Here is a 20003-nt window from a genome sequence, read left to right on the forward strand (position 1 = left end):
GATTCTCCAGGAATACTGAATGGAACTACTGACTCAATTGCTGAATGCCCTGTGGGCTCAGGACTTTGAAACACTGGCCAATCCTTCCATGATTGGCATGTTATATTTTGTGTTATTTATGATTTTGTTTCTGGAAAATGGGCTGCTCCCTGCCGCCTTTTTGCCTGGCGACAGCCTGTTGATCCTGGTCGGCGTGCTGATCGCCAAAGGCGCGATGGGTTATCCACAAACCATTTTGCTGCTTACCGTCGCGGCCAGCCTGGGTTGCTGGGTGAGCTATATTCAGGGCCGCTGGCTGGGGAATACCCGCACCGTGCAAAACTGGCTCTCTCATCTCCCCGCACATTATCACCAACGCGCCCATCACCTTTTCCATAAACACGGCCTGTCGGCATTATTGATAGGCCGTTTTATCGCGTTTGTCAGAACGCTGCTGCCCACCATTGCCGGCATATCCGGCCTGAATAACGCGCGCTTTCAGTTTTTCAACTGGATGAGCGGCTTGTTGTGGGTGCTTATCCTGACGTCGCTGGGCTATCTGCTGGGCAAAACGCCCGTCTTTATGAAGTATGAAGATCAGTTAATGTCATGCCTGATGCTGCTGCCCGTAGTGCTGCTCTTTTTTGGCCTGGCGGGTTCACTGGTCATGCTGTGGAAAAAGAAGTATGGGAGCCGGGGATAACTTATGCTTAAACCACGCATAACTGCCCGACAACTCATTTGGATCAGCGCTTTTCTACTGATGCTGACCATACTCATGATGGCGTGGTCAACGCTGCGTCAGCAAGAGTCGACGCTGGCCATTCGCGCGGTTAACCAGGGCGCCAGTATGCCAGACGGCTTCTCAGTTCTGCATCATCTGGATGCGAACGGCATTCATTTTAAAAGCATTACGCCTAAAAATGACATGTTGCTCATTACCTTCGATTCCCCTGCGCAAAGCGCCGCAGCAAAAACAGTGCTTGATCAAACGTTACCACACGGTTATGTCGTCGCTCAGCAGGACGATGACAACGAAACGGTACAGTGGCTGTCCCGCTTACGGGAAAGCTCACACCGCTTTGGCTAATCTCCAGGAATCCGAATCATATCACTCACTTTGGTGATTTCATTGTTTAATGACTATGATTAATAAAGCGGTGTTTAACCCACCGCGTTATTATCGGGATCACCGCCCCGGACAACGGGTCCGAACATAAGGGAAAGTTCAGGAATGAAATATCGCATCGCTTTGGCTATCACGCTTTTTACACTTAGCGCCGGTAGCTACGCTAATTCGCTTTGTCAGGAAAAAGAGCAGGATATACAAAAGGAAATTAGCTACGCTGAAAAGCACAACAATCAGCGCCGTATTGAGGGTCTGAACAAGGCGCTCAGCGAAGTACGCGCCAATTGTACTGACAGCAAGCTGCGCGCCGAGCATCAGAAAAAGATCGCTGAGCAAGAAGAAGAGGTAGCCGAACGCCAACGTGATTTAGCCGAGGCAAAAGCAAAAGGCGATGCGGATAAAATAGACAAACGTGAACGTAAGCTGGCCGAGGCTCAGGATGAGCTAAAAAAACTTGAGGCCAGAGACTACTAAATTAACGCCGAATGTAAATACTCACTCACCTGGAGAAAACTATGTCGAAAGATAACACTACGGAACATCTGCGCGCTGAGTTGAAATCCCTGACCGATACGCTTGAAGAAGTGCTGAGCTCTTCGGGCGAAAAGTCGAAAGAAGAGTTGAGTAAGATTCGTAGCAAAGCCGAGCGCGCGCTGAAAGAGAGCCGTTACCGCCTGGGCGAAACGGGTGATGTGATTGCCAAACAGACTCGCGTCGCCGCCGCCCGCGCCGATGATTATGTGCGCGAAAATCCCTGGACAGGCGTAGGCATTGGCGCCGCTGTCGGTCTGGTGTTGGGCGTACTGCTGACGCGTCGTTAATTATGGCGGACTCTCGACAGGCACAAGGACCAGGCAAAAGCGTACTGGGTATCGGGCAGCGGATTGTCACCATTATCGTTGAGATGGTGGAAACCCGGCTGCGACTGGCGGTAGTAGAACTGGAAGAAGAGAAGGCGAACCTCTTTCAGCTTTTGCTGATGGTAGGTCTTACCATGCTCTTCGCGGCGTTTGGCTTAATGAGCCTGATGGTTCTGGTCATCTGGGCTATCGATCCTCAGTACCGTTTGAACGCGATGATCGCTACCACAGTTGTGCTGTTAGTGCTTGCGCTAATCGGCGGCATCTGGACTTTGCGCAAAGCGCGTCAGTCCACGCTATTGCGCCATACGCGGCACGAACTGGCTAACGATCGGCAAATTCTGGAGGACGATCAGTCGTGAGCAGCAAAGGCGAACGCGAGAAACGTAAAGCGCTGCTTCTCAGTCAGATCCAGCAGCAACGGCTGGATCTGTCCGCCAGCCGTCGCGACTGGCTGGAGACCACTGGCGCGTACGATCGCGGCTGGAATACGGTGTTAAGCCTGCGCTCCTGGGCGCTGGTCGGTAGCAGCGTAATGGCCATCTGGACCATCCGTCATCCTAATATGTTGGTACGCTGGGCGAAACGCGGCCTGGGTATCTGGAGCGCCTGGCGCCTGGTAAAAACTACCCTCCGTCAACAACAGCTCCGCAGCTAATATCTTTTCTTTTATAGCATCGCGCCATCAGGCTATCACCCGATTACACCTGATGGCGCGATACTTTTATGCATATCGTCTCTTTAGCAATCACTCAAATTTTTTGAAAAAATTTGGCAATTTTCCTTGCTAACAATTCCAGTACGCCACGTTTATGATTCTCTCCAGCGATAACAATGACGCGCTATACCGCGTCATTGCTCATGAAAATAGCAGCAGCCGCCGAATCGGCCTCCTGGAGAATAAAATGAAAAAATTAGAAGATGTTGGTGTACTGATAGCGCGTATTTTAATGCCAGTTCTGTTTATTACCGCAGGATGGGGAAAAATTAGCGGCTATGCGGGCACACAACAGTATATGGAAGCGATGGGCGTACCAGGATTCCTGCTGCCGCTCACCATACTGCTTGAGTTCGGCGGCGGTCTGGCGATTCTGCTGGGGTTCCTCACCCGCACCACTGCGCTTTTCACCGCTGGTTTTACGTTGCTGACGGCATTGATCTTCCATAGCAATTTTGCAGAAGGTGTAAACTCGCTGATGTTTATGAAAAACCTCACCATTGCCGGCGGATTCTTATTACTGGCGTTAACCGGGCCTGGCGCGTTCAGCCTTGACCGTTTGCTGAATAAAAAGTGGTAAGCAATCTATACTCAATTAAAAAAGCGAGGGAATAGCGCCTCGCTTTTGTCATCTGAAGGAGAGAGACATGGGACAACTGATCGATGGCGTCTGGCACGACACCTGGTATGACACCAAATCTTCCGGGGGGAAATTTCAGCGTTCAGCGTCGGCTTTCCGCAACTGGCTTACCGCTGACGGCGCGCCCGGACCTTCCGGCGAAGGCGGATTCGCCGCAGAAAAAGATCGTTACCATCTGTACGTTTCCCTTGCCTGCCCCTGGGCGCATCGCACGCTCATTTTCCGTAAACTGAAAGGTCTGGAGCCGTTTATTCCGGTTTCCGTCGTGAATCCATTGATGCTGGAAAACGGCTGGACGTTTGATGATACTTTTCCGGCGGCCACCGGCGATACCCTCTATCAGCATGAATTTCTCTACCAGTTGTATCTGCACGCCGATCCACACTACAGCGGCCGCGTCACCGTACCGGTCTTATGGGATAAAAAAAATCATACTATCGTCAGCAACGAGTCCGCCGAAATCATTCGTATGTTTAACTCCGCCTTTGATGGACTGGGCGCTAAAGCCGGGGATTACTATCCCCCCGCGCTGCAAAGCAAAATTGACGAGTTAAACGGCTGGATTTATGACAACGTTAATAACGGCGTTTATAAAGCAGGCTTCGCCACCAGCCAGCAAGCGTATGATGAAGCGGTAGAAAAGGTGTTTACTGCGCTGGCGCGCCTGGAGCAGATTCTCGGACAGCACCGCTATCTGACGGGCGACCAGTTGACCGAGGCGGATATCCGCTTATGGACGACCCTGGTACGCTTTGATCCGGTTTACGTGACTCATTTCAAATGCGACAAATACCGAATCAGCGACTACCTGAATCTATACGGTTTCCTGCGCGATATCTATCAAATACCGGGCATTGCTGAAACCGTTAATATGGACCATATTCGTCACCACTATTTCCGTAGCCATAAAACGATTAACCCCACGGGTATCATTTCTATCGGACCGTGGCAGGATCTGCTCGAACCTCACGGGCGCGACGTGCGCTTTGGCTAATTTCAGGCGTCCTCCGGGACGCCTTATTAATTAATACCACAAATATTTACCAGCATTTCATTCGCGGCTATTCTTAGTTTGATTACTTTAAAAACAAGTGATTGAACCATTATTGAGGCGAAAATGGATTGGTATTTAAAGGTTTTAAAAAATTATCTGGGATTTGGCGGCCGCGCGCGACGCAAAGAGTACTGGATGTTTATTCTGGTCAATATCATCTTTACCTTTGTGTTGGGCCTGCTGGACGCCATGCTTGGCTGGCAACGCGCCGGGGGTGAAGGCGTTCTGACCACCATTTACGGCGTTCTGATCTTTTTACCGTGGTGGGCCGTGCAGTTCCGTCGTCTGCATGACACTGACCGCTCCGCATGGTGGCTACTGTTGCTACTTATCCCCATTATCGGCTGGCTTATCATCATCGCGTTCAACTGCCAGAATGGTACGCCAGGCGACAACCGCTTCGGCCCCGACCCGAAACGTTTTTCCTGATGGCGGCGCGGCGCCGCTTTTAAAGCGCCGCGCGCTATTTATTTTCCGGCGAATAGCTTAGGTATTTCCCGCAGGCACCAGGCTTTTGCCTCCCCCATACTGTCGCGCCGCCAGGCCATAATAATATCGATTTCGCTGGTCGATTCCGGGCTGACCACGCGTAGCCGCCCTTCGGCAATATCCTGTTCCACCATCGAATATGGCATAGTCGCGACGCCAAGCCCGGCCAGCAGCGCCTGACGTTTATCTTCAATCGTGCTTACCGTCAGACGTGGCTGCTTATCCAGCAGTTGCACCGTTAATACCGGCCGCTCGCGCGCGGTATCCGCTACCGCTACGCCGCGGTATTTAACCCGCGTCACTTCCGAAAGCGGCTCCGGCTCCTGATGAATAGGGTGGTCAGGCGCGGCGACATACACATTCATTAACGTATACAGCTTACGGGAGTTAATTTCCGACGACGATCGAAAATGCATATCCGGAGCGATAACGATATCCGCCCGTCCCTGCTCAAGCCGCTCCCATGCGCCAGCCAGTACTTCGGTAATCAATGAAAGCTGCGTATTGGCTTTAGCGGCCAGCCGGTCGAGCAGAGGAAAAAAAGCAGGCGTCGGTACCAGAGCTTCAGTGACCAGCGTCAGATGCGTTTCCCAACCACGGGCCAACGCTTCAGCATCCGTCGTTAACTTGTCTGCCGCTTCCAGCAATACCCGCCCGCGTTCCAGCAGCATACGTCCGACGTTGGTGAATTTTGTACGATGGCCGGAGCGATCGAACAGTACAACGTCCAACTCTTCTTCCAGCTTCTGCATGGTGTAACTCAGCGCGGAGGGCACCCGCCCCAACTCATCAGCCGCTGCGGCAAAACTGCCCCGGCGGTCAATGGCGTCCATCACACGCAATGCTTCAAGCGTCAGCGCTCTCTCTTTAGCCATAACGTTCTCATTCAGGAAATTTGAACATACCGGGCAGAATATCTGGCTAACAATGCAGCGTCCAGCCCCTTAACATAAAAGGAAGTAAAGAGAGGTTAATAACGATGATTACGACCCGAACCGCCAAACAATGTGGACAGGCAGACTACGGATGGCTACAGGCCCGCTATACCTTCTCCTTTGGACACTATTTCGACCCTACACTGCTGGGCTACGCGTCGTTGCGCGTACTGAACCAGGAAGTGCTGGCGCCGGGCGCCTCTTTTCAGCCTCGAACTTATCCAAAGGTGGATATTTTAAACCTGATTCTGGACGGCGAAGCGGAATACCGCGACAGCGACGGTAACCATGTACAGGCTAAAGCGGGCGAAGCGTTACTGCTCGCCGCGCAGCCGGGCATTAGCTACAGCGAACATAATATCAGCAAAGTTAAGCCGTTAACCCGAATGCAACTGTGGCTTGACGCCTGTCCTGAACGGGAAAACACGCTGGTACAAAAAATCCCACTCCTGGCGGCGCAACAACAGCTTCTTGCCTCGCCCGACGGTGAGCAAAACAGCTTACAACTGCGCCAACAGGTCTGGGTACATCATATTACGCTGGAGAAAGGCGAATCGCTTAATTTCCAGCTTCACGGGCCGCGCGCCTATTTGCAATCGATTCACGGTACGTTCCACGCGATGACGCACAACGAAGAACGCGAGGCGTTAACCTGCGGAGATGGCGCATTTATTCGTGATGAACCTAACATTACGCTGGTTGCCGATACGCCGCTGCGCGCATTACTGGTAGATTTACCGGTGTAGCCAGCCAGAAAAGGAGTCGCAAGATGAGCAAAAAATCGGCGAAGAAACGTCAGCCCGTGGTAAAACCTGCCGTACAGGAGGCGATGAGCGCCGCTGTGCCGCTGGGCTATGAAGAGATGCTAACCGAACTGGAAGCCATCGTGGCGGACGCCGAAGCCCGGCTGGCAGAAGAAGAGGCCGCAGCCTGAAATCATGCCGGATGGCGACGCAAGCGCCCGATCCGGCTGATAACAGGTAGACCCGATAAGCGCAGCGCCATCGGGCAACACGCTGCCCCGACGACATGCCGGGGCGTTATTATTAATGCGCTTTACTGGCCATAATCTCGATGATCTGCTTGTCTGTCTGCTGCATTGAGCGACACGCCAGCGAACACAAATTCGCAATAGATTGTTCGACATTGTGCGCCACAATCCCTTCGTTTCCGGTCACCGCCGTATCGTCCAACGCCATCAGTACGGCTTTCCACGCCGCCGACGCGCTGGTAGAGACTTTCATCGCACAGCTATTCGACGCGCCATCGCAAATCATCCCACTGACATCGCCGATCATGCTGCTGATAGCCATTGCGATAGTGTCATAACGACCATCTATCAGCCACGCCATACCCGCCGCCGCGCCCATCGCCGCCGTGGTTGCCGCGCACAGAGCCGACAAACGCGGAAGCTGATGGTGAATATAGATAGCGCTCAAATGCGATAACATTAGCGCGCGCGCCAGGCGCTCGTCATCGGCACCGACATGTTCAGCAACCACCATGACTGGCACCGTGGCGGTAATCCCCTGGTTGCCGGAGCCGGAGTTGCTCATCGCGGGCAACGTGGCACCGCCCATTCTGGCGTCTGACGCCGCGCTGGTACGGATCAAAATCGCCGTGGAGAGATCTTTCGCCAGCAGACCGCGATCGCACTGTTTGGCCAGCGTCGAACCGATATGCAGCCCCCAGGAACCACGCAGTCCCTCCTGCGACAACGCGCCGTTTAGCCTGGCCGCATCGAGAATAAAGCGGATAGCGTCAAAGGGCACCGCATTCACAAACGCCAGGATCTCTTCCAGCGAGGTATGAGACAGCACTCCCAGCGGCGAGGTTTTTTCTTCTTCCTGCGCATTATCGGCCTGGGTAAATACCACGCCCTTGTCGGTTTCTATCCGCACAATGTTTGTATGATCGCCGACGATCGTGACACATGCCCAGCTATCGCCGCTATACACTTTCGCCCGTGAAAACAGGATGTCGTTACATGGCTCCTGCAACATCACTGCGACATGTCCGGCGGCCAGCATCGCTTTTGCATCGGCAACGGCTTTAGCGGAAGCGTCTTTTAACACCTCCAACCCGGCTTTCGCATCACCGCCCAACGCGCCAAGCGCCGCGGCGATCGGTAGCCCTACCATTCCCGTTCCTGGAACGGTAACGCCCATACCATTTTTCATCAGATTAGGCGAAACCCACGCGTCAATGCGTTCAACTGTGCCGTCAAGTTCAGCCGCCGCCGCCGCTGCCGCCAGCGCCAGTGAAATTGGCTCAGTACACCCCAGCGCCGGTTTTACTTCTTCCTGTACGGCCAGGATAAAACTTTGCCACAATGGATTTATTTTAGATTCAAACATAACAACAACCTTAATCTCAGGTATATCAAGAGAATGCCAGGAACGGAGAAACGCATAGCAGCAGACCGGTAATAATAATCAGGTACAACGAAGCGCCTTTATATTTGTGCAATGCGGGAACCTTGTAGACCAACCATGCCGGAATTAAACAGCCCACCATACCGAAGATAGGGCTACAAATAGAGGTGAAGCTCAGTACCGGCGCGTTGAGCACAATGGCGCTCCAGGCCAGCAAAATAGCGAAAATCATAATGCCGCGCTGTACCAGATTTTCCTTAATCTTCTCGGCGGGCATTTTGCGGCGCAGGATATTCATCACAATGCCTTGCGTCGCTTCGCGGAATCCTAAATAAACGCCAAAGAAGGCGGTCATGACGGCAAAGATGTTCAGAATTACGCTAACCACTTTGACCCAGCCAGCGCCATCGCCGCTAATAAATTGCGCGGCGATCGCCAGGGCGGAAATATTCTGCTCATAGGCTTTCACCGCTTCGTCATGCCCCATCGCCAGGGTGAAGGAAACCGCATAGAAAAATACGGTAACGAACAGGATGCCAAACGCGATATTCATGGCACGCAGCGCTTTATGGCGTGCGACCTCAATAGATTTTTCGCGTGAACGGTAAGAGATCACCATTGGGCTTAACGTCTGGATAAATAAAATCGAGGTCAGCGTAAATGGCAGGGTAATAATGGCGTTTTTAATCAGCAGGGCCATCGGCGGCAGCGCGCCAATGTTATACAAATGCCACATACCCACCATAGAGACGCCCAGCGCCGCCACTACCAGTAGCTTGGTCAGCACCATGCCGGTGGAAATTTTGAACAGTAATTTTTCACCGCGTGAGGAAATCGCCACCAGGATGCAGATCAGCACCAGACCATAAAACGGACTATCGGAAAGTAATCCTTCCGTTACGCCGAAAGTATGCAGATAAGAGGCGCTGTCGTTAGTAATCGCCGTAGAATAGACGAACATCCAGATGACGAGCATTACAAAGTACAGCGCGCCTAATAAAATACCCCAGTTTTTGCCCAGATAGCCGCTGATCACGCTGGGGTAGTCTTTACATTCCGGGGATTCCGCCAGCGTATTAATAAACAGCCGCTGGAACAGGTACATGGCCGGATAGCCAATAATAGAAGAGAGTAAAAAGACCCAAAGTCCCATCAGGCCAACCTGGACAGGAAGAAAAACGATCCCTGCGCCGATCGCCATCCCGATACTCATAATGACCCAACCGGTGTCGGTACTATCAAATTTGATGGCTTCACGCCATTCGCTTTCTGTCATCCCTGCCCGACGCGCCGGGGCTGATGCGTCGAGGATTACGCTGGTATTACTAGCCGATTCCATAAAATTCTCGCTCAATGTGTAGGTAGAGGTTTTTTTTATTTTTCGTGCCGCAGCAAGGCGATATGCAGAACGTGAGGTGCAGGTACTTTCTTGTAATAAGAAAATCATACGCGCACGATAAGAGAAAAACTTACCAATAAAACACCTGCATTTCTTGTGGGTTAAGAATTCTTTTCTATTTACTATTGGTTTAATGTTGTTATTTTCTCTATTTGACGCACATCACAACAAAAAAGGGCGCACATTGGTGCGCCCTTTTCTCAGCTTCTGTCTTCTGCGTTATCCCATAGCCTACTCACTCTGCGCCTGTCGGGCCTATCCACAAACGACTTTAATCGCCAGACCGCCGCGCGACGTCTCGCGATATTTGTCGTTCATGTCTTTACCCGTTTCGTACATGGTTTCGATCACTTTATCGAGCGAAACCCGCGGCTCAGAGGTTCGGCGTAGCGCCATTCGCGCCGCATTTACCGCTTTAACGGCGTTAATCGCATTACGTTCAATACAAGGGATTTGCACCTGACCCGCCACCGGGTCACAGGTGAGGCCAAGGTTATGCTCCATCGCAATTTCCGCCGCAATACAGACCTGCGCCGGGCTACCGCCCAGCAGTTCTGTCAGCCCCGCCGCCGCCATCGAACACGCGACGCCAACCTCGCCCTGACACCCCACTTCCGCGCCGGATATCGAGGCGTTCATCTTGTACAGCATGCCAATCGCCCCCGCCGACAACAGATAACGGGCGATAGAGTTGGCATTGACCGGACGACGGAATTTGTCGTAATAGGCCAGCACCGCAGGAATAATGCCGCACGCGCCGTTGGTCGGCGCGGTGACCACTCGCCCGCCCGCCGCGTTCTCTTCGCTCACGGCCAGGGCGAACATGTTAATCCAGTCGATGACGTTCATCGGATCGCGGGAGAGATTATCGCTGGAGACCAGCAGACGCCGTAACGCTACCGCGCGGCGTGGAACGTTCAGCGGCCCCGGCAGCACGCCCTCAGTATTCATGCCACGTTCAATTCCGGTCGCCATCACCTGCCAGATGCGGGCAAAGCCAGCGTCAATCTGCTCTTTGCTCCGCAACGCCAGTTCATTTTGCATCATCAGACCGGAAACCGAGAGCCCCTGCCTTTCACACAGCGTCAGCAGTTCGCTGGCGGAATGAAAATCATACGGCACCGATTTTTCTACGTCGTGCGACTGACCAAAGCGTTCCTCTTCGACAATAAAGCCGCCGCCAATAGAGTAATACGTTTTGTGTAAAAGCGGCGTTTGCCCGTGCCAGGCGGTAATTCGCATACCGTTTTCATGGCGCGCCAGGGTTTCAGCGTGAAAGAGAATACTGTCGGCGACGGGAAAATCCACCACATGCGCGCCACCCGCCACCGATAAACGGCTGCTGCGGGCAACCTCCTGGATAAACGCCGGAATGCTATCAATATTGACATCCTGCGGCGTATTGCCCGCCAGGCCCATAATGATGGCGGTATCGGTCGCGTGGCCTTTGCCCGTCAGCGATAGCGATCCGTAAAGATCAACCGTGATGCGCGTCGTTCGCGACAGGTCGCCGCTGTCGATCAGCCGATCGATAAAACATTTTCCTGCATTCATTGGCCCTACGGTATGGGAGCTTGAAGGTCCAATGCCAATCTTAAAAATATCAAATGCGCTAATCATATCTCCCCCTAAGATTACCGTTCAGTGAAGATCCGTCGCGGGGCGATCCACACGATCGCCCCGTTCACGTTACATCGCCTGAGTAAAGGTGCGCGAAATAACGTCCTGTTGCTGCTCACGAGTCAGCGCATTGAAGCGCACGGCATAGCCGGAAACGCGGATCGTCAGGTTCGGGTAGTTTTCCGGATGTTCAATCGCATCCAGCAACATTTCACGGTTCATGACATTGACGTTCAGATGCTGCCCGCCTTCTACTTGTGCTTCATGATGGAAATAGCCGTCCAGCAGGCCGACAAGATTGGTTTTCCGCACCGCATCTTCTTTCCCGAGCGCCGCAGGCACAATCGAGAAGGTGTACGAAATACCGTCTTTGGCGTAGGTAAACGGCAGTTTCGCCACCGACGTCAGCGAGGCCACCGCCCCTTTGCGGTCACGACCGTGCATCGGGTTCGCCCCCGGCGCGAACGGCGTTCCGGCGCGGCGTCCATCCGGCGTATTGCCGGTCTTCTGCCCGTACACGACGTTCGAGGTGATGGTCAAAATGGACTGCGTCGGCACCGCATTGCGATACGTCGGCAACACGCTAATTTTTTGCATAAAGCGTTTCACCAGGTCACAGGCGATGCTGTCCACGCGCTCATCGTTGTTGCCGTACTGCGGATACTCGCCTTCAATAGCGAAGTCGATGGCAAGGCCATTTTCGTCGCGAATCGGCTTCACCTGAGCGTACCTGATGGCGGACAGGGAATCCGCCGCCACCGACAGTCCGGCGATGCCGCACGCCATCGTCCGATACACATCACGGTCGTGCAGCGCCATCAGCGAAGCTTCATAGCTGTACTTATCGTGCATGTAGTGAATGATGTTCAGCGCGCTAATGTACTGCACCGCCAGCCAGTCCATAAAATGGTCGAGACTCTCCATTACCGCGTCGTAATCCAGCACCTCATCCGTTAACGGCGCGGTTTTCGGCCCAACCTGGATTTTCAGTTTCTCATCAACGCCGCCATTGATAGCGTACAGCAACGTTTTGGCAAGGTTGGCGCGCGCGCCGAAGAACTGCATCTGCTTGCCGATGACCATCGGGCTGACGCAACAAGCGATGGCATAATCGTCGCTGTTAAAGTCGGTACGCATTAAATCGTCGTTTTCATACTGCAAAGATGAGGTCACGATGGAGACCTGCGCAGCATATTTTTTGAATGCCACCGGCAACGCTTCTGACCACAGTATGGTCAGGTTCGGCTCCGGCGCTGGCCCCATCGTGTGCAGGGTATGCAGATAACGGAAGGAGTTCTTCGTCACCAGCGTGCGGCCATCAAGCCCCATCCCGCCAATAACTTCGGTGGCCCAGATCGGATCGCCGGAAAAGAGCGAGTCAAATTCCGGCGTGCGCAGGAAGCGCACCATGCGGATCTTCATGATGAAATGGTCGATCAGTTCCTGCGCCTGCTGCTCTGTCAGAAGGCCCGCGTTGAAATCGCGCTCAATGTAGATATCAAGGAACGAGGCGGTTCTTCCCAGCGACATTGCACCGCCATTTTGCGATTTTACCGCCGCCAGATAAGCGAAGTAGAGCCACTGTACCGCTTCCTGCGCGTTTCGCGCCGGGCGGGAGATATCGTAGCCGTATTTCGCCGCCATCTCCTGCATTTGCAGCAGCGCGCGACGGTGCTCCGCCAACTCCTCACGCAGGCGAATCGTCGCCTCAAGGTTCTGTCCCCGCTCCAGATTCGACTGCAGGTCGGCGAATTGCAGCTCGCGTTCGCGTACCAGATAACGGATGCCATACAGCGCGACGCGGCGATAATCGCCAATAATGCGCCCGCGACCATAACCATCCGGCAAACCGGTTAATACGCCGGATTTACGGCAGCGCAGCATATCCGGCGAGTAAACATCGAATACGCCCTGATTATGGGTTTTCCGCAGATCGGTAAAGGTATATTCAAAATCGGCGTCCATTTCGCGGCCATAGGCGTGGAATGAACTTTTGATCATGTTAACGCCGCCAAACGGATGCAAAGCGCGTTTAAGCGGCTTATCTGTTTGTAAACCGACGATTTTTTCCAGATCTTTTTCAATATACCCCGCATCGTGCGCGGTAATCGTCGTCGCGATGTTGGTATCGAAATCCACCGGCGCATGGGTCGCGTTCTCGATACGTATTCCCGCCATCACCTTTTCCCACAACGCCGTGGTCGCTGGCGTCGCGTCGGCGAGAAAAGATTCATCCCCCTCATAGGGCGTATAGTTATGCTGAATAAAATCACGGACATTAATTTCTTCTTTCCAGTCCGTACCTTTAAAATCACGCCATGCTTCGGCATACAGCATATCGCTGGTATCGATATTTACCTTCATGAAAAATAATCTCTCTACAGAACAGCCGTTAAGTTATGCAAATTCCACTGGTGCTTTCACGTTGCCTAAATGAATGGCATCAAGGGCAATCATTTTCTCTTCATTCGTGGGAATAACAGCGCAAATAACCTGAGAAGGGTTAGCGGAAATAATGCGCTCGCCGTGAGAATTCGGCTGCTTATTCATTTCAACGTCTAACGTAAGCCCCAGCACGCCCAAATGTTCAATTACCAACTGGCGAATTAATACTGAATTTTCACCAATACCGCCGGTAAAAAGAATGCCATCCAGCCGATGTAACGATGCCGCGTGTCCGGCAATATGACGGGCGATACGGTGGACAAATGTTTTTATCGCTAACCGGGCGCGCTCATGTCCTTCGTGCCAGGCTTTTTCCAGGACTCTAAGGTCGGATGACAACCCGGAGATGCCGAGCAAACCGGACTCTTTATTCACCACTCGCTCCAGATCGCTCAACGTCTGCCCGGTTTCTTTGGCTATCCACGCCATCGCGCCGAAATCAACGTCGCCGCTGCGAGTGCCCATCATCAGCCCCTCAAGCGGCGTCATCCCCATTGAGGTATCCACGCTCTGACCATTGCGTACCGCGCAGATAGACGCCCCATTGCCCAGATGCGCGACAATCAGACCCGAGTTTTTTTCATCGAGGTCAAGCAGTTCATACGCGCGCCGCGAAACATAGCGATGCGACGTACCGTGAAAGCCGTAGCGACGCACACCCAGACTGGAAAAATACTCCCACGGCAATCCGTACAAATAGGCTTCCGGCGCCAGCGTCTGGTGGAAACTGGTATCAAATACCGCCACCTGACGCACGGCCGGGAAAAGGTGCCGCGCCGCGTCAATGCCGCTTAAATTAGCGTAATTATGCAGCGGCGCTAAAGGCGATACCCGACGAATATTATCGATAATCTCATCGGTAATAATGACGGACTGCGTAAATAGCTCTCCACCGTGCGCGATACGGTGGCCAATTAATGCCACGCTATCCGTTAAATCACGTTTTTCCAGCTCAAAGGCAATGGCTTTTAACGCGTTCTCATAATTAGAGTGCGCGAGGTGTATCGGCTTATCGCCATTAATAGATAAAAAGGCGTTTTCAGTATTCATCCCATCTACTATTCCCGCCATTAAAACATCACAGGTAGCGACATCCAGTACAGAGAATTTGATAGAAGATGAGCCGCAATTAATGACCAGAACGACCGGAAATTCATTCATGTAGTGACTCCGTCGATGTCAGCCTGCGTCCGCGCCTTGGGGCGGAACGCAGGCTAAACGTGAGGATTAGAACAATTTGTAGACAATATTCAGGATGGTCAGCAGACCAATCAGGGTGACGAACACGTTATCCAGACGACCACGGTACTTCGCCAGCGACGGCGCTTTACGAATGGCGTACATCGGCAGCAGGCATAACAGCGAGGCGATAATCGGCGCGCCCATCGCTTCAATCAGGTCCAGAATGTTCGGGTTTGCGTAAGCTACGACCCAGGTAGACCCCATAATGAAGATCATGCTGATGGTATTAAGCTTGCCCATAGAGACTTTGGTTTTATCGCCTTTATAACCGAATTTCAGCACCAGGCCGTTCAGCCCTTCCAGCGTCCCCAGGTAGTGACCGAAGAAAGATTTGAAAATAGCAACCAGCGCGATGATAGACGCGCCATACTCCAGCACCGTTGCAAAAGTGGATTTTGTCCCCGACAAAGAGGCGAAATGGTTGGCCAGGTAGGAAAGTACCGGAATGTTCTGCGCTTTCGCATCCGCCATGTTCTGTGGAGAGAGCGTAAACAGGCAGCTAAAGGCGAAGAACATCACCACGGCGACCATCAGCATACTGGCGCGCGAGATGATCTGTGAACATTTACGCTCGGTAAATTCGCGGCCAAACTCTTTCTCATACTCTTCACGCTTAGACACCACGAAGGAAGAGACGATAGGCGAAAAGTTAAAGGAGAACACCATGATAGAGATGCCCAGCCACACCGTAACCAGTATGCCATCGTGCCCGGTCAGCGCGATATTACTGAGATCAACCTGATCGATAACCGCCGAGTTCCAGTAAGGAATCAGCGATAATGAAATTAGCACCAGGCTGGCGATAAACGGCCATACCAGGTAACTCATCACCTTAACCATCAGATCTTTACCAAACCAGATCACAAAGGCCATCAGCAGCAGCAAGAACAGCGCCACGAAACCGCGATTCAACGCTGGCATCTGCAACTGGTTTTCCCAAAACGTCATGAACGTGTTAGTGATGGTGACGCCATAAATCCACAGCAGCGGACAAATCGCAAAGAAGTAAAGGAACGTGATAACTACCCCGCCCGTTTTACCAAAGTGCTCTTCGACCGTTTCCGTAATATTGCCGGACGGATTAGATCCGGATAAACACAGACGCGCCAGCGCCCGGTGACAATAGAACGCAATGGGGTAAGCTAAAACCAGCATCAGCAGAATGGGGATAAGCCCGCCAAACCCGGCGCGGATAGGGAAAAACAGCACCCCGGCGCCAATGGCGGTACCAAATAAACCCAGCGTCCACGTCGTGTCCGACTTACGCCATGACGACTGTTTTGCCTGGCTGGATACAATGCTATCAGTAGTACTCATATCCTATCCTCACGAAAAGATTAAGCGTCAACTAAACCCGTAATTTGTGATACACGAGAAAGATCGATATTGCCGCCAGAAATAATACTGACCGTTTTTCTGTTCTGAATATGGCTATCTAATTTCCCGCTTAATAGTGCGGCACAGGCCAGAGCGCCAGCGCCTTCAGTAATAACCTTATTGCGCTGAATTAAAGCGATCATGCTGTTACGAATTTCATCTTCGCTAACCAGGACAATGTCATCGACTAATTCACGAACGATTTCATAGGTTAAATTACCCGGGCGGGAGACATCACAACCATCCGCCAGGGTGCCGGTCGTTCGGTGCGTGGTTATTTCGCCAGCGTAATAAGACGCCGCCATACCGTGAACATTTTCGGCCTGTACGCCGATAACTTTAATGGTCGGGTTAATCGATTTAATCGCAATGGCAATACCTGCAATTAAACCGCCGCCGCCAATAGGCACGATGACATTATCGACATCGTACAGATCTTCCATAATTTCCAGACCAATAGTGCCCTGTCCGGCAATGACTTTTGGATCGTCGTAAGGCGGAATAAAAATGCGGCCTTCGGTTTCGACAATTTCACTCACCTTAGCAATGGTGTCATTGAAGTTGTCACCGTGGAGCACCACTTCCGCCGAATAATCACAGGTGGCCGCCACTTTTGACTTTGGCGCGCCCTTCGGCATCACGACTTTGCCGTCAATACCCAGCATTGCGCAAGAAAGAGAAACGCCCTGTGCATGATTACCTGCGGAACAGGCCACGACGCCTTTACGTTTTTCCGCCTCCGTTAACGAGCTAAGTTTGTTAAAAGCGCCACGAATTTTAAATGAACCCGTACGCTGCATATTTTCAAACTTGAGAAATATTTCGCCTTTGCAACGTTCACTAAAATAGTTAGAGCGAGGCATTCCCGTTTTATATATCTTCCCCGCCAGTCTTTTTTTCGCTTCGAGGATATCTTCAATTGCAACCGGGAGATCGTATGTAATGTGCATTATAACCTCTTAACCTGGGTATTAAAAATAAGTTACCGTTGCCCACTGTTCAAAAGAAACAGGTGACGTCAATTTCGCTAAATATGTTTATTCCATATCATTCAATTTCTATTAACTGCCTGCGTCTGCATCCATTATATGATGAATATTGTTTAGCCAATTCTACTAATACTGAAGCGGCTTTTTTGATACGATAATTTTTAGACCATACCGCCGCATAACGTGCGACGGGTAACGTGTCTTTTATGGGTATCGTGATAAATTGATTAGAGCCAAAAGGCGTGGTCATATCGCAGGGAATAACAGTTAAGAAATCAGCATTGAGAACAAGATTATATATTGTGACAACGGAATCTGTTTTAACAATGTTTTCGATGCTGATGCCATTTCGTTGTAGAGTGGTGAGTAATTCGCTGTAGTAGCCCATATTCGTTTGCGGCAACACCCACTGTTCGTCTTTTAACGATTCCAGTGTGATGGTGCCGGTGCATGTTCGGGACTTGCTGGCTACCAGGACAAACTCTGATTCAAACAGCGGCTCGACATGCAGATCCTGTAGCTGCATTTCATTACTGAGCGTACCGATAGCAAAGTCCAGCCGCCCGTCGCGCAGGGCCGGCAGGAATGAAGAGAGCTGGGCTTCGTACATGGATACCTGCGCTTTTGGAAAGACCTCTTTGAACTTATGAATCATATCGGACATGAAGGTAAAGCCAATCAGCGAAGGAAAGCCAAACGAGACGTCGACAACGGTATTGCACGTCATACTGTTCATCTCGTTGATCATGTTTTTCATTTCGCGGGTGATAGATTCAGACCAGGAAAGCAGTACCTGTCCCGCTTCGGTCAACGTAACGCCGGTATTTTTACGTACAATTAGCTCAACGCCAAAATAGGCCTCAACATCGCTAATGATTTTACTGACGGCGGGCTGGGTTAACCCTAACGATTTTGCGGCAGAACCGATAGAACCACTTCTAATGACTTCCTGAAAGACCACCAAATGCTGTGTTTTAGGGAGAACAAGAGTATTCATATCTACCGCTCTGAAATAACATTGTGAACGGCAGGAAGTGTAGCAAATTAAATCTTAAAGGTTATGTGCGACCACTCACAAATTAACTTACCGCAATTTTTACATGGTCTTTATTAAATAAAGAAAACCTATTATTTCAATAGATTACAAAAATAAAACAGCAACTTAGTCTGATTTCAATCAAAAAATAGGGTCGGGATAACGATATATTATGGCGATAACCAGCCTATTTTATCTCCTATTTTCGACATCCCATGAAGACGATATTTCAATCAATTACGGGACATTTTATCGACAATTCCAGCGTTAAATTTAAAGCGTAATTTCTCAAATTTAAGTATAAACCGAAGGTAAATGCGCTTAAAAACCGTTACGCGTCACATTTTTTTACCTTATTTGTTTGTAAAGAAACATTTAATAAAATTTTAACCAAAATATTTCATACATTTAATTTTCATCTACAACAAATAATTTACACCGCTTTCTTGCTGTTTTTCAGGATGTAATTTTGCGAAAGAAATCGATTGCTTTTCACTTCAACTAAAAAGAGCGCAGTCTATAGCGTTTTGTGTTTATCATCACAAAAACGAATAATATTATGTCACCACGGCTGTCAATTAATTGCCGGATGGTGACGCTGGCGTCTTCTGCAACCTCTATATCCTTCACTGGCCTGATAAGCAAAAACCCGCCGAAGCGGGTTTTATGAAGAGGTGAAACTGACCGATAAGCCGCTTTCTTTTGGGTATAGCGTCGTGGACAGTCATCCATCCTGCCGCCCTGTAAAAGCAAAAACCCGCCGAAGCGGGTTTTATGAAGAAGTGAAACTGACCGATAAGCCGGGTTCTGTCGTGGACAGTCATTCATCCTGCCGCCCTGTAAAAGCAAAAACCCGCCAGCTTACACTGACGGGTTTTATGAAGAGGTGAAACTGACCGATAAGCCGCTTTCTTTCGGGTATAGCGTCGTGGACAGTCATTCATCCTGCCGCCCTGTAAAAGCAAAAACCCGCCAGCTTACACTGACGGGTTTTATGAAGAGATGATACTGACCGATAAGCCGCTTTCTTTTGGGTATAGCGTCGTGGACAGTCATTCATCCTGTCGCCCGGTAAAAGCAAAAACCCGCCAGCTTACACTGACGGGTTTTATGAAGAGATGATACTGACCGATAAGCCGCTTTCTTTTGGACATAGCGTCGTGGACAGTCATTCATCCTGCCGCCCTGTAAAAGCAAAAACCCGCCGAAGCGGGTTTTATGAAGAGGTGAAACTGACCGATAAGCCGCTTTCTTTTGGATATAGCGTCGTGGACAGTCATTCATCCTGCCGCCCTGTAAAAGCAAAAACCCGCCGAAGCGGGTTTTATGAAGAAGTGAAACTGACCGATAAGCCGGGTTCTGTCGTGGACAGTCATTCATCTAGGCCAGCAATCGCTCACTGGCTCAAGCAGCCTACCCGGGTTCAGTACGGGCCGTACCTTATGAACCCCTATTTGGCCTTGCTCCGGGTGGAGTTTACCGTGCCACGGACTGTTACCAGCCGCGCGGTGCGCTCTTACCGCACCCTTTCACCCTTACCTGATCCCACTTACGTGGGCCATCGGCGGTTTGCTCTCTGTTGCACTGGTCGTGGGTTTCCCCCCCAGGCGTTACCTGGCACCCTGCCCTATGGAGCCCGGACTTTCCTCCCCTCCGCCCGTCTCCCCGAAAGGACGACGACGAAGCGGCGACTGTCTGGTCAGCTTCGGCGCGCAG

At 51.4% G+C, this 20003-nt stretch carries 21 protein-coding genes and 1 other RNA gene; 12 read left to right on the top strand and 10 right to left on the bottom strand.

Going from position 1 to position 20003, the window contains the following annotated elements; genetic code table 11:
• The first annotated feature begins 19 nt into the window (after positions 1-19).
• From yqjA to ACLD3P_RS16950, 9 genes are all read left to right on the top strand, one after another.
• The gene (yqjA, locus tag ACLD3P_RS16910; protein WP_000422143.1) at positions 20-682 is read left to right on the top strand and encodes a DedA family general envelope maintenance protein YqjA; all 663 of its coding nucleotides are present in this window, start codon (positions 20-22) and stop codon (positions 680-682) included.
• A 3-nt stretch (positions 683-685) separates the two neighbouring features.
• Positions 686-1069, top strand: a complete 384-nt coding sequence (gene mzrA / locus ACLD3P_RS16915) for an EnvZ/OmpR regulon moderator MzrA (RefSeq protein ID WP_000917512.1) — start codon at positions 686-688, stop codon at positions 1067-1069.
• Between the two features lie 144 nt (positions 1070-1213).
• A complete protein-coding gene (locus tag ACLD3P_RS16920) occupies positions 1214-1582 on the top strand; it encodes a DUF1090 domain-containing protein (RefSeq protein ID WP_115285653.1) in 369 nt (122 codons plus the stop codon).
• Between the two features lie 41 nt (positions 1583-1623).
• A complete protein-coding gene (locus tag ACLD3P_RS16925) occupies positions 1624-1929 on the top strand; it encodes a YqjD family protein (protein ID WP_000031219.1) in 306 nt (101 codons plus the stop codon).
• Between the two features lie 2 nt (positions 1930-1931).
• Positions 1932-2330 (top strand): phage holin family protein, encoded by a 399-nt coding sequence (locus ACLD3P_RS16930; protein ID WP_000785626.1) that lies wholly within the window; start codon positions 1932-1934, stop codon positions 2328-2330.
• Positions 2327-2626, top strand: a complete 300-nt coding sequence (locus ACLD3P_RS16935; protein ID WP_000095498.1) for a YqjK-like family protein — start codon at positions 2327-2329, stop codon at positions 2624-2626. Before ACLD3P_RS16930 ends, ACLD3P_RS16935 begins: the two co-directional genes overlap by 4 nt.
• Before the next feature lie 247 nt (positions 2627-2873).
• Positions 2874-3266 (top strand): DoxX family protein, encoded by a 393-nt coding sequence (locus tag ACLD3P_RS16940; protein WP_001592732.1) that lies wholly within the window; start codon positions 2874-2876, stop codon positions 3264-3266.
• Between the two features lie 67 nt (positions 3267-3333).
• Positions 3334-4320, top strand: coding sequence for a glutathione S-transferase family protein (locus ACLD3P_RS16945; protein WP_023217464.1), 987 nt, complete (start codon positions 3334-3336; stop codon positions 4318-4320).
• Positions 4321-4443: 123 nt separating this feature from the next.
• A complete protein-coding gene (locus ACLD3P_RS16950) occupies positions 4444-4809 on the top strand; it encodes a DUF805 domain-containing protein (protein WP_000384139.1) in 366 nt (121 codons plus the stop codon).
• Positions 4810-4847: 38 nt separating this feature from the next.
• On the opposite strand, the gene yhaJ is transcribed toward ACLD3P_RS16950, so the two are convergent.
• Complete coding sequence (gene yhaJ, locus ACLD3P_RS16955; RefSeq protein WP_079841740.1) at positions 4848-5744, bottom strand: DNA-binding transcriptional regulator YhaJ; 897 nt, start codon at positions 5742-5744, stop codon at positions 4848-4850.
• A gap of 104 nt (positions 5745-5848) precedes the next feature.
• On the opposite strand from yhaJ, the gene ACLD3P_RS16960 reads away from it, so the two are divergent.
• Complete coding sequence (locus tag ACLD3P_RS16960; RefSeq protein ID WP_000633547.1) at positions 5849-6550, top strand: pirin family protein; 702 nt, start codon at positions 5849-5851, stop codon at positions 6548-6550.
• Positions 6551-6573: 23 nt separating this feature from the next.
• A complete protein-coding gene (locus ACLD3P_RS16965) occupies positions 6574-6738 on the top strand; it encodes a hypothetical protein (RefSeq protein WP_000039324.1) in 165 nt (54 codons plus the stop codon).
• A gap of 112 nt (positions 6739-6850) precedes the next feature.
• Here ACLD3P_RS16965 and ACLD3P_RS16970 read toward each other — a convergent pair whose 3' ends face one another.
• The 8 genes from ACLD3P_RS16970 to tdcA all read right to left on the bottom strand — a co-directional run bounded on the left by ACLD3P_RS16970 (position 6851) and on the right by tdcA (position 18248).
• On the bottom strand, positions 6851-8161 hold the full coding sequence (locus tag ACLD3P_RS16970; protein WP_000463070.1) for a serine dehydratase subunit alpha family protein: 1311 nt from the start codon (positions 8159-8161) through the stop codon (positions 6851-6853).
• 25 nt (positions 8162-8186) lie between these two features.
• Positions 8187-9518 (bottom strand): amino acid permease, encoded by a 1332-nt coding sequence (locus ACLD3P_RS16975; RefSeq protein ID WP_000443187.1) that lies wholly within the window; start codon positions 9516-9518, stop codon positions 8187-8189.
• A gap of 315 nt (positions 9519-9833) precedes the next feature.
• On the bottom strand, positions 9834-11198 hold the full coding sequence (gene tdcG / locus ACLD3P_RS16980; RefSeq protein WP_134944528.1) for an L-serine ammonia-lyase: 1365 nt from the start codon (positions 11196-11198) through the stop codon (positions 9834-9836).
• 69 nt (positions 11199-11267) lie between these two features.
• Entirely contained in the window at positions 11268-13562 is a 2295-nt protein-coding gene (pflB, locus tag ACLD3P_RS16985) for a formate C-acetyltransferase (protein WP_000867316.1), read from the bottom strand.
• Positions 13563-13595: 33 nt separating this feature from the next.
• A complete protein-coding gene (gene tdcD / locus ACLD3P_RS16990; protein WP_411006611.1) occupies positions 13596-14804 on the bottom strand; it encodes a propionate kinase in 1209 nt (402 codons plus the stop codon).
• Positions 14805-14870: 66 nt separating this feature from the next.
• Positions 14871-16202 carry a threonine/serine transporter TdcC gene (gene tdcC, locus ACLD3P_RS16995; protein WP_000108129.1) on the bottom strand — a complete coding sequence of 444 codons (1332 nt, stop codon included), beginning with the start codon at positions 16200-16202 and terminating at the stop codon, positions 14871-14873.
• Positions 16203-16222: 20 nt separating this feature from the next.
• Positions 16223-17212, bottom strand: a complete 990-nt coding sequence (gene tdcB / locus ACLD3P_RS17000; protein WP_000548368.1) for a bifunctional threonine ammonia-lyase/L-serine ammonia-lyase TdcB — start codon at positions 17210-17212, stop codon at positions 16223-16225.
• Between the two features lie 97 nt (positions 17213-17309).
• Positions 17310-18248, bottom strand: coding sequence for a transcriptional regulator TdcA (tdcA, locus tag ACLD3P_RS17005; protein ID WP_001094907.1), 939 nt, complete (start codon positions 18246-18248; stop codon positions 17310-17312).
• Between the two features lie 713 nt (positions 18249-18961).
• Between tdcA and ACLD3P_RS17010 the strand changes: the two genes are divergently transcribed.
• Positions 18962-19177, top strand: coding sequence for a hypothetical protein (locus ACLD3P_RS17010; RefSeq protein ID WP_411006717.1), 216 nt, complete (start codon positions 18962-18964; stop codon positions 19175-19177).
• A 442-nt stretch (positions 19178-19619) separates the two neighbouring features.
• Here ACLD3P_RS17010 and rnpB read toward each other — a convergent pair.
• Positions 19620-19994: RNase P RNA component class A (gene rnpB, locus ACLD3P_RS17015), an RNA gene on the bottom strand.
• Positions 19995-20003: the final 9 nt, after the last annotated feature.

Source organism: Salmonella sp. 741265073_HBA (assembly GCF_046569105.1).
Taxonomy (GTDB): domain Bacteria; phylum Pseudomonadota; class Gammaproteobacteria; order Enterobacterales; family Enterobacteriaceae; genus Salmonella; species Salmonella enterica.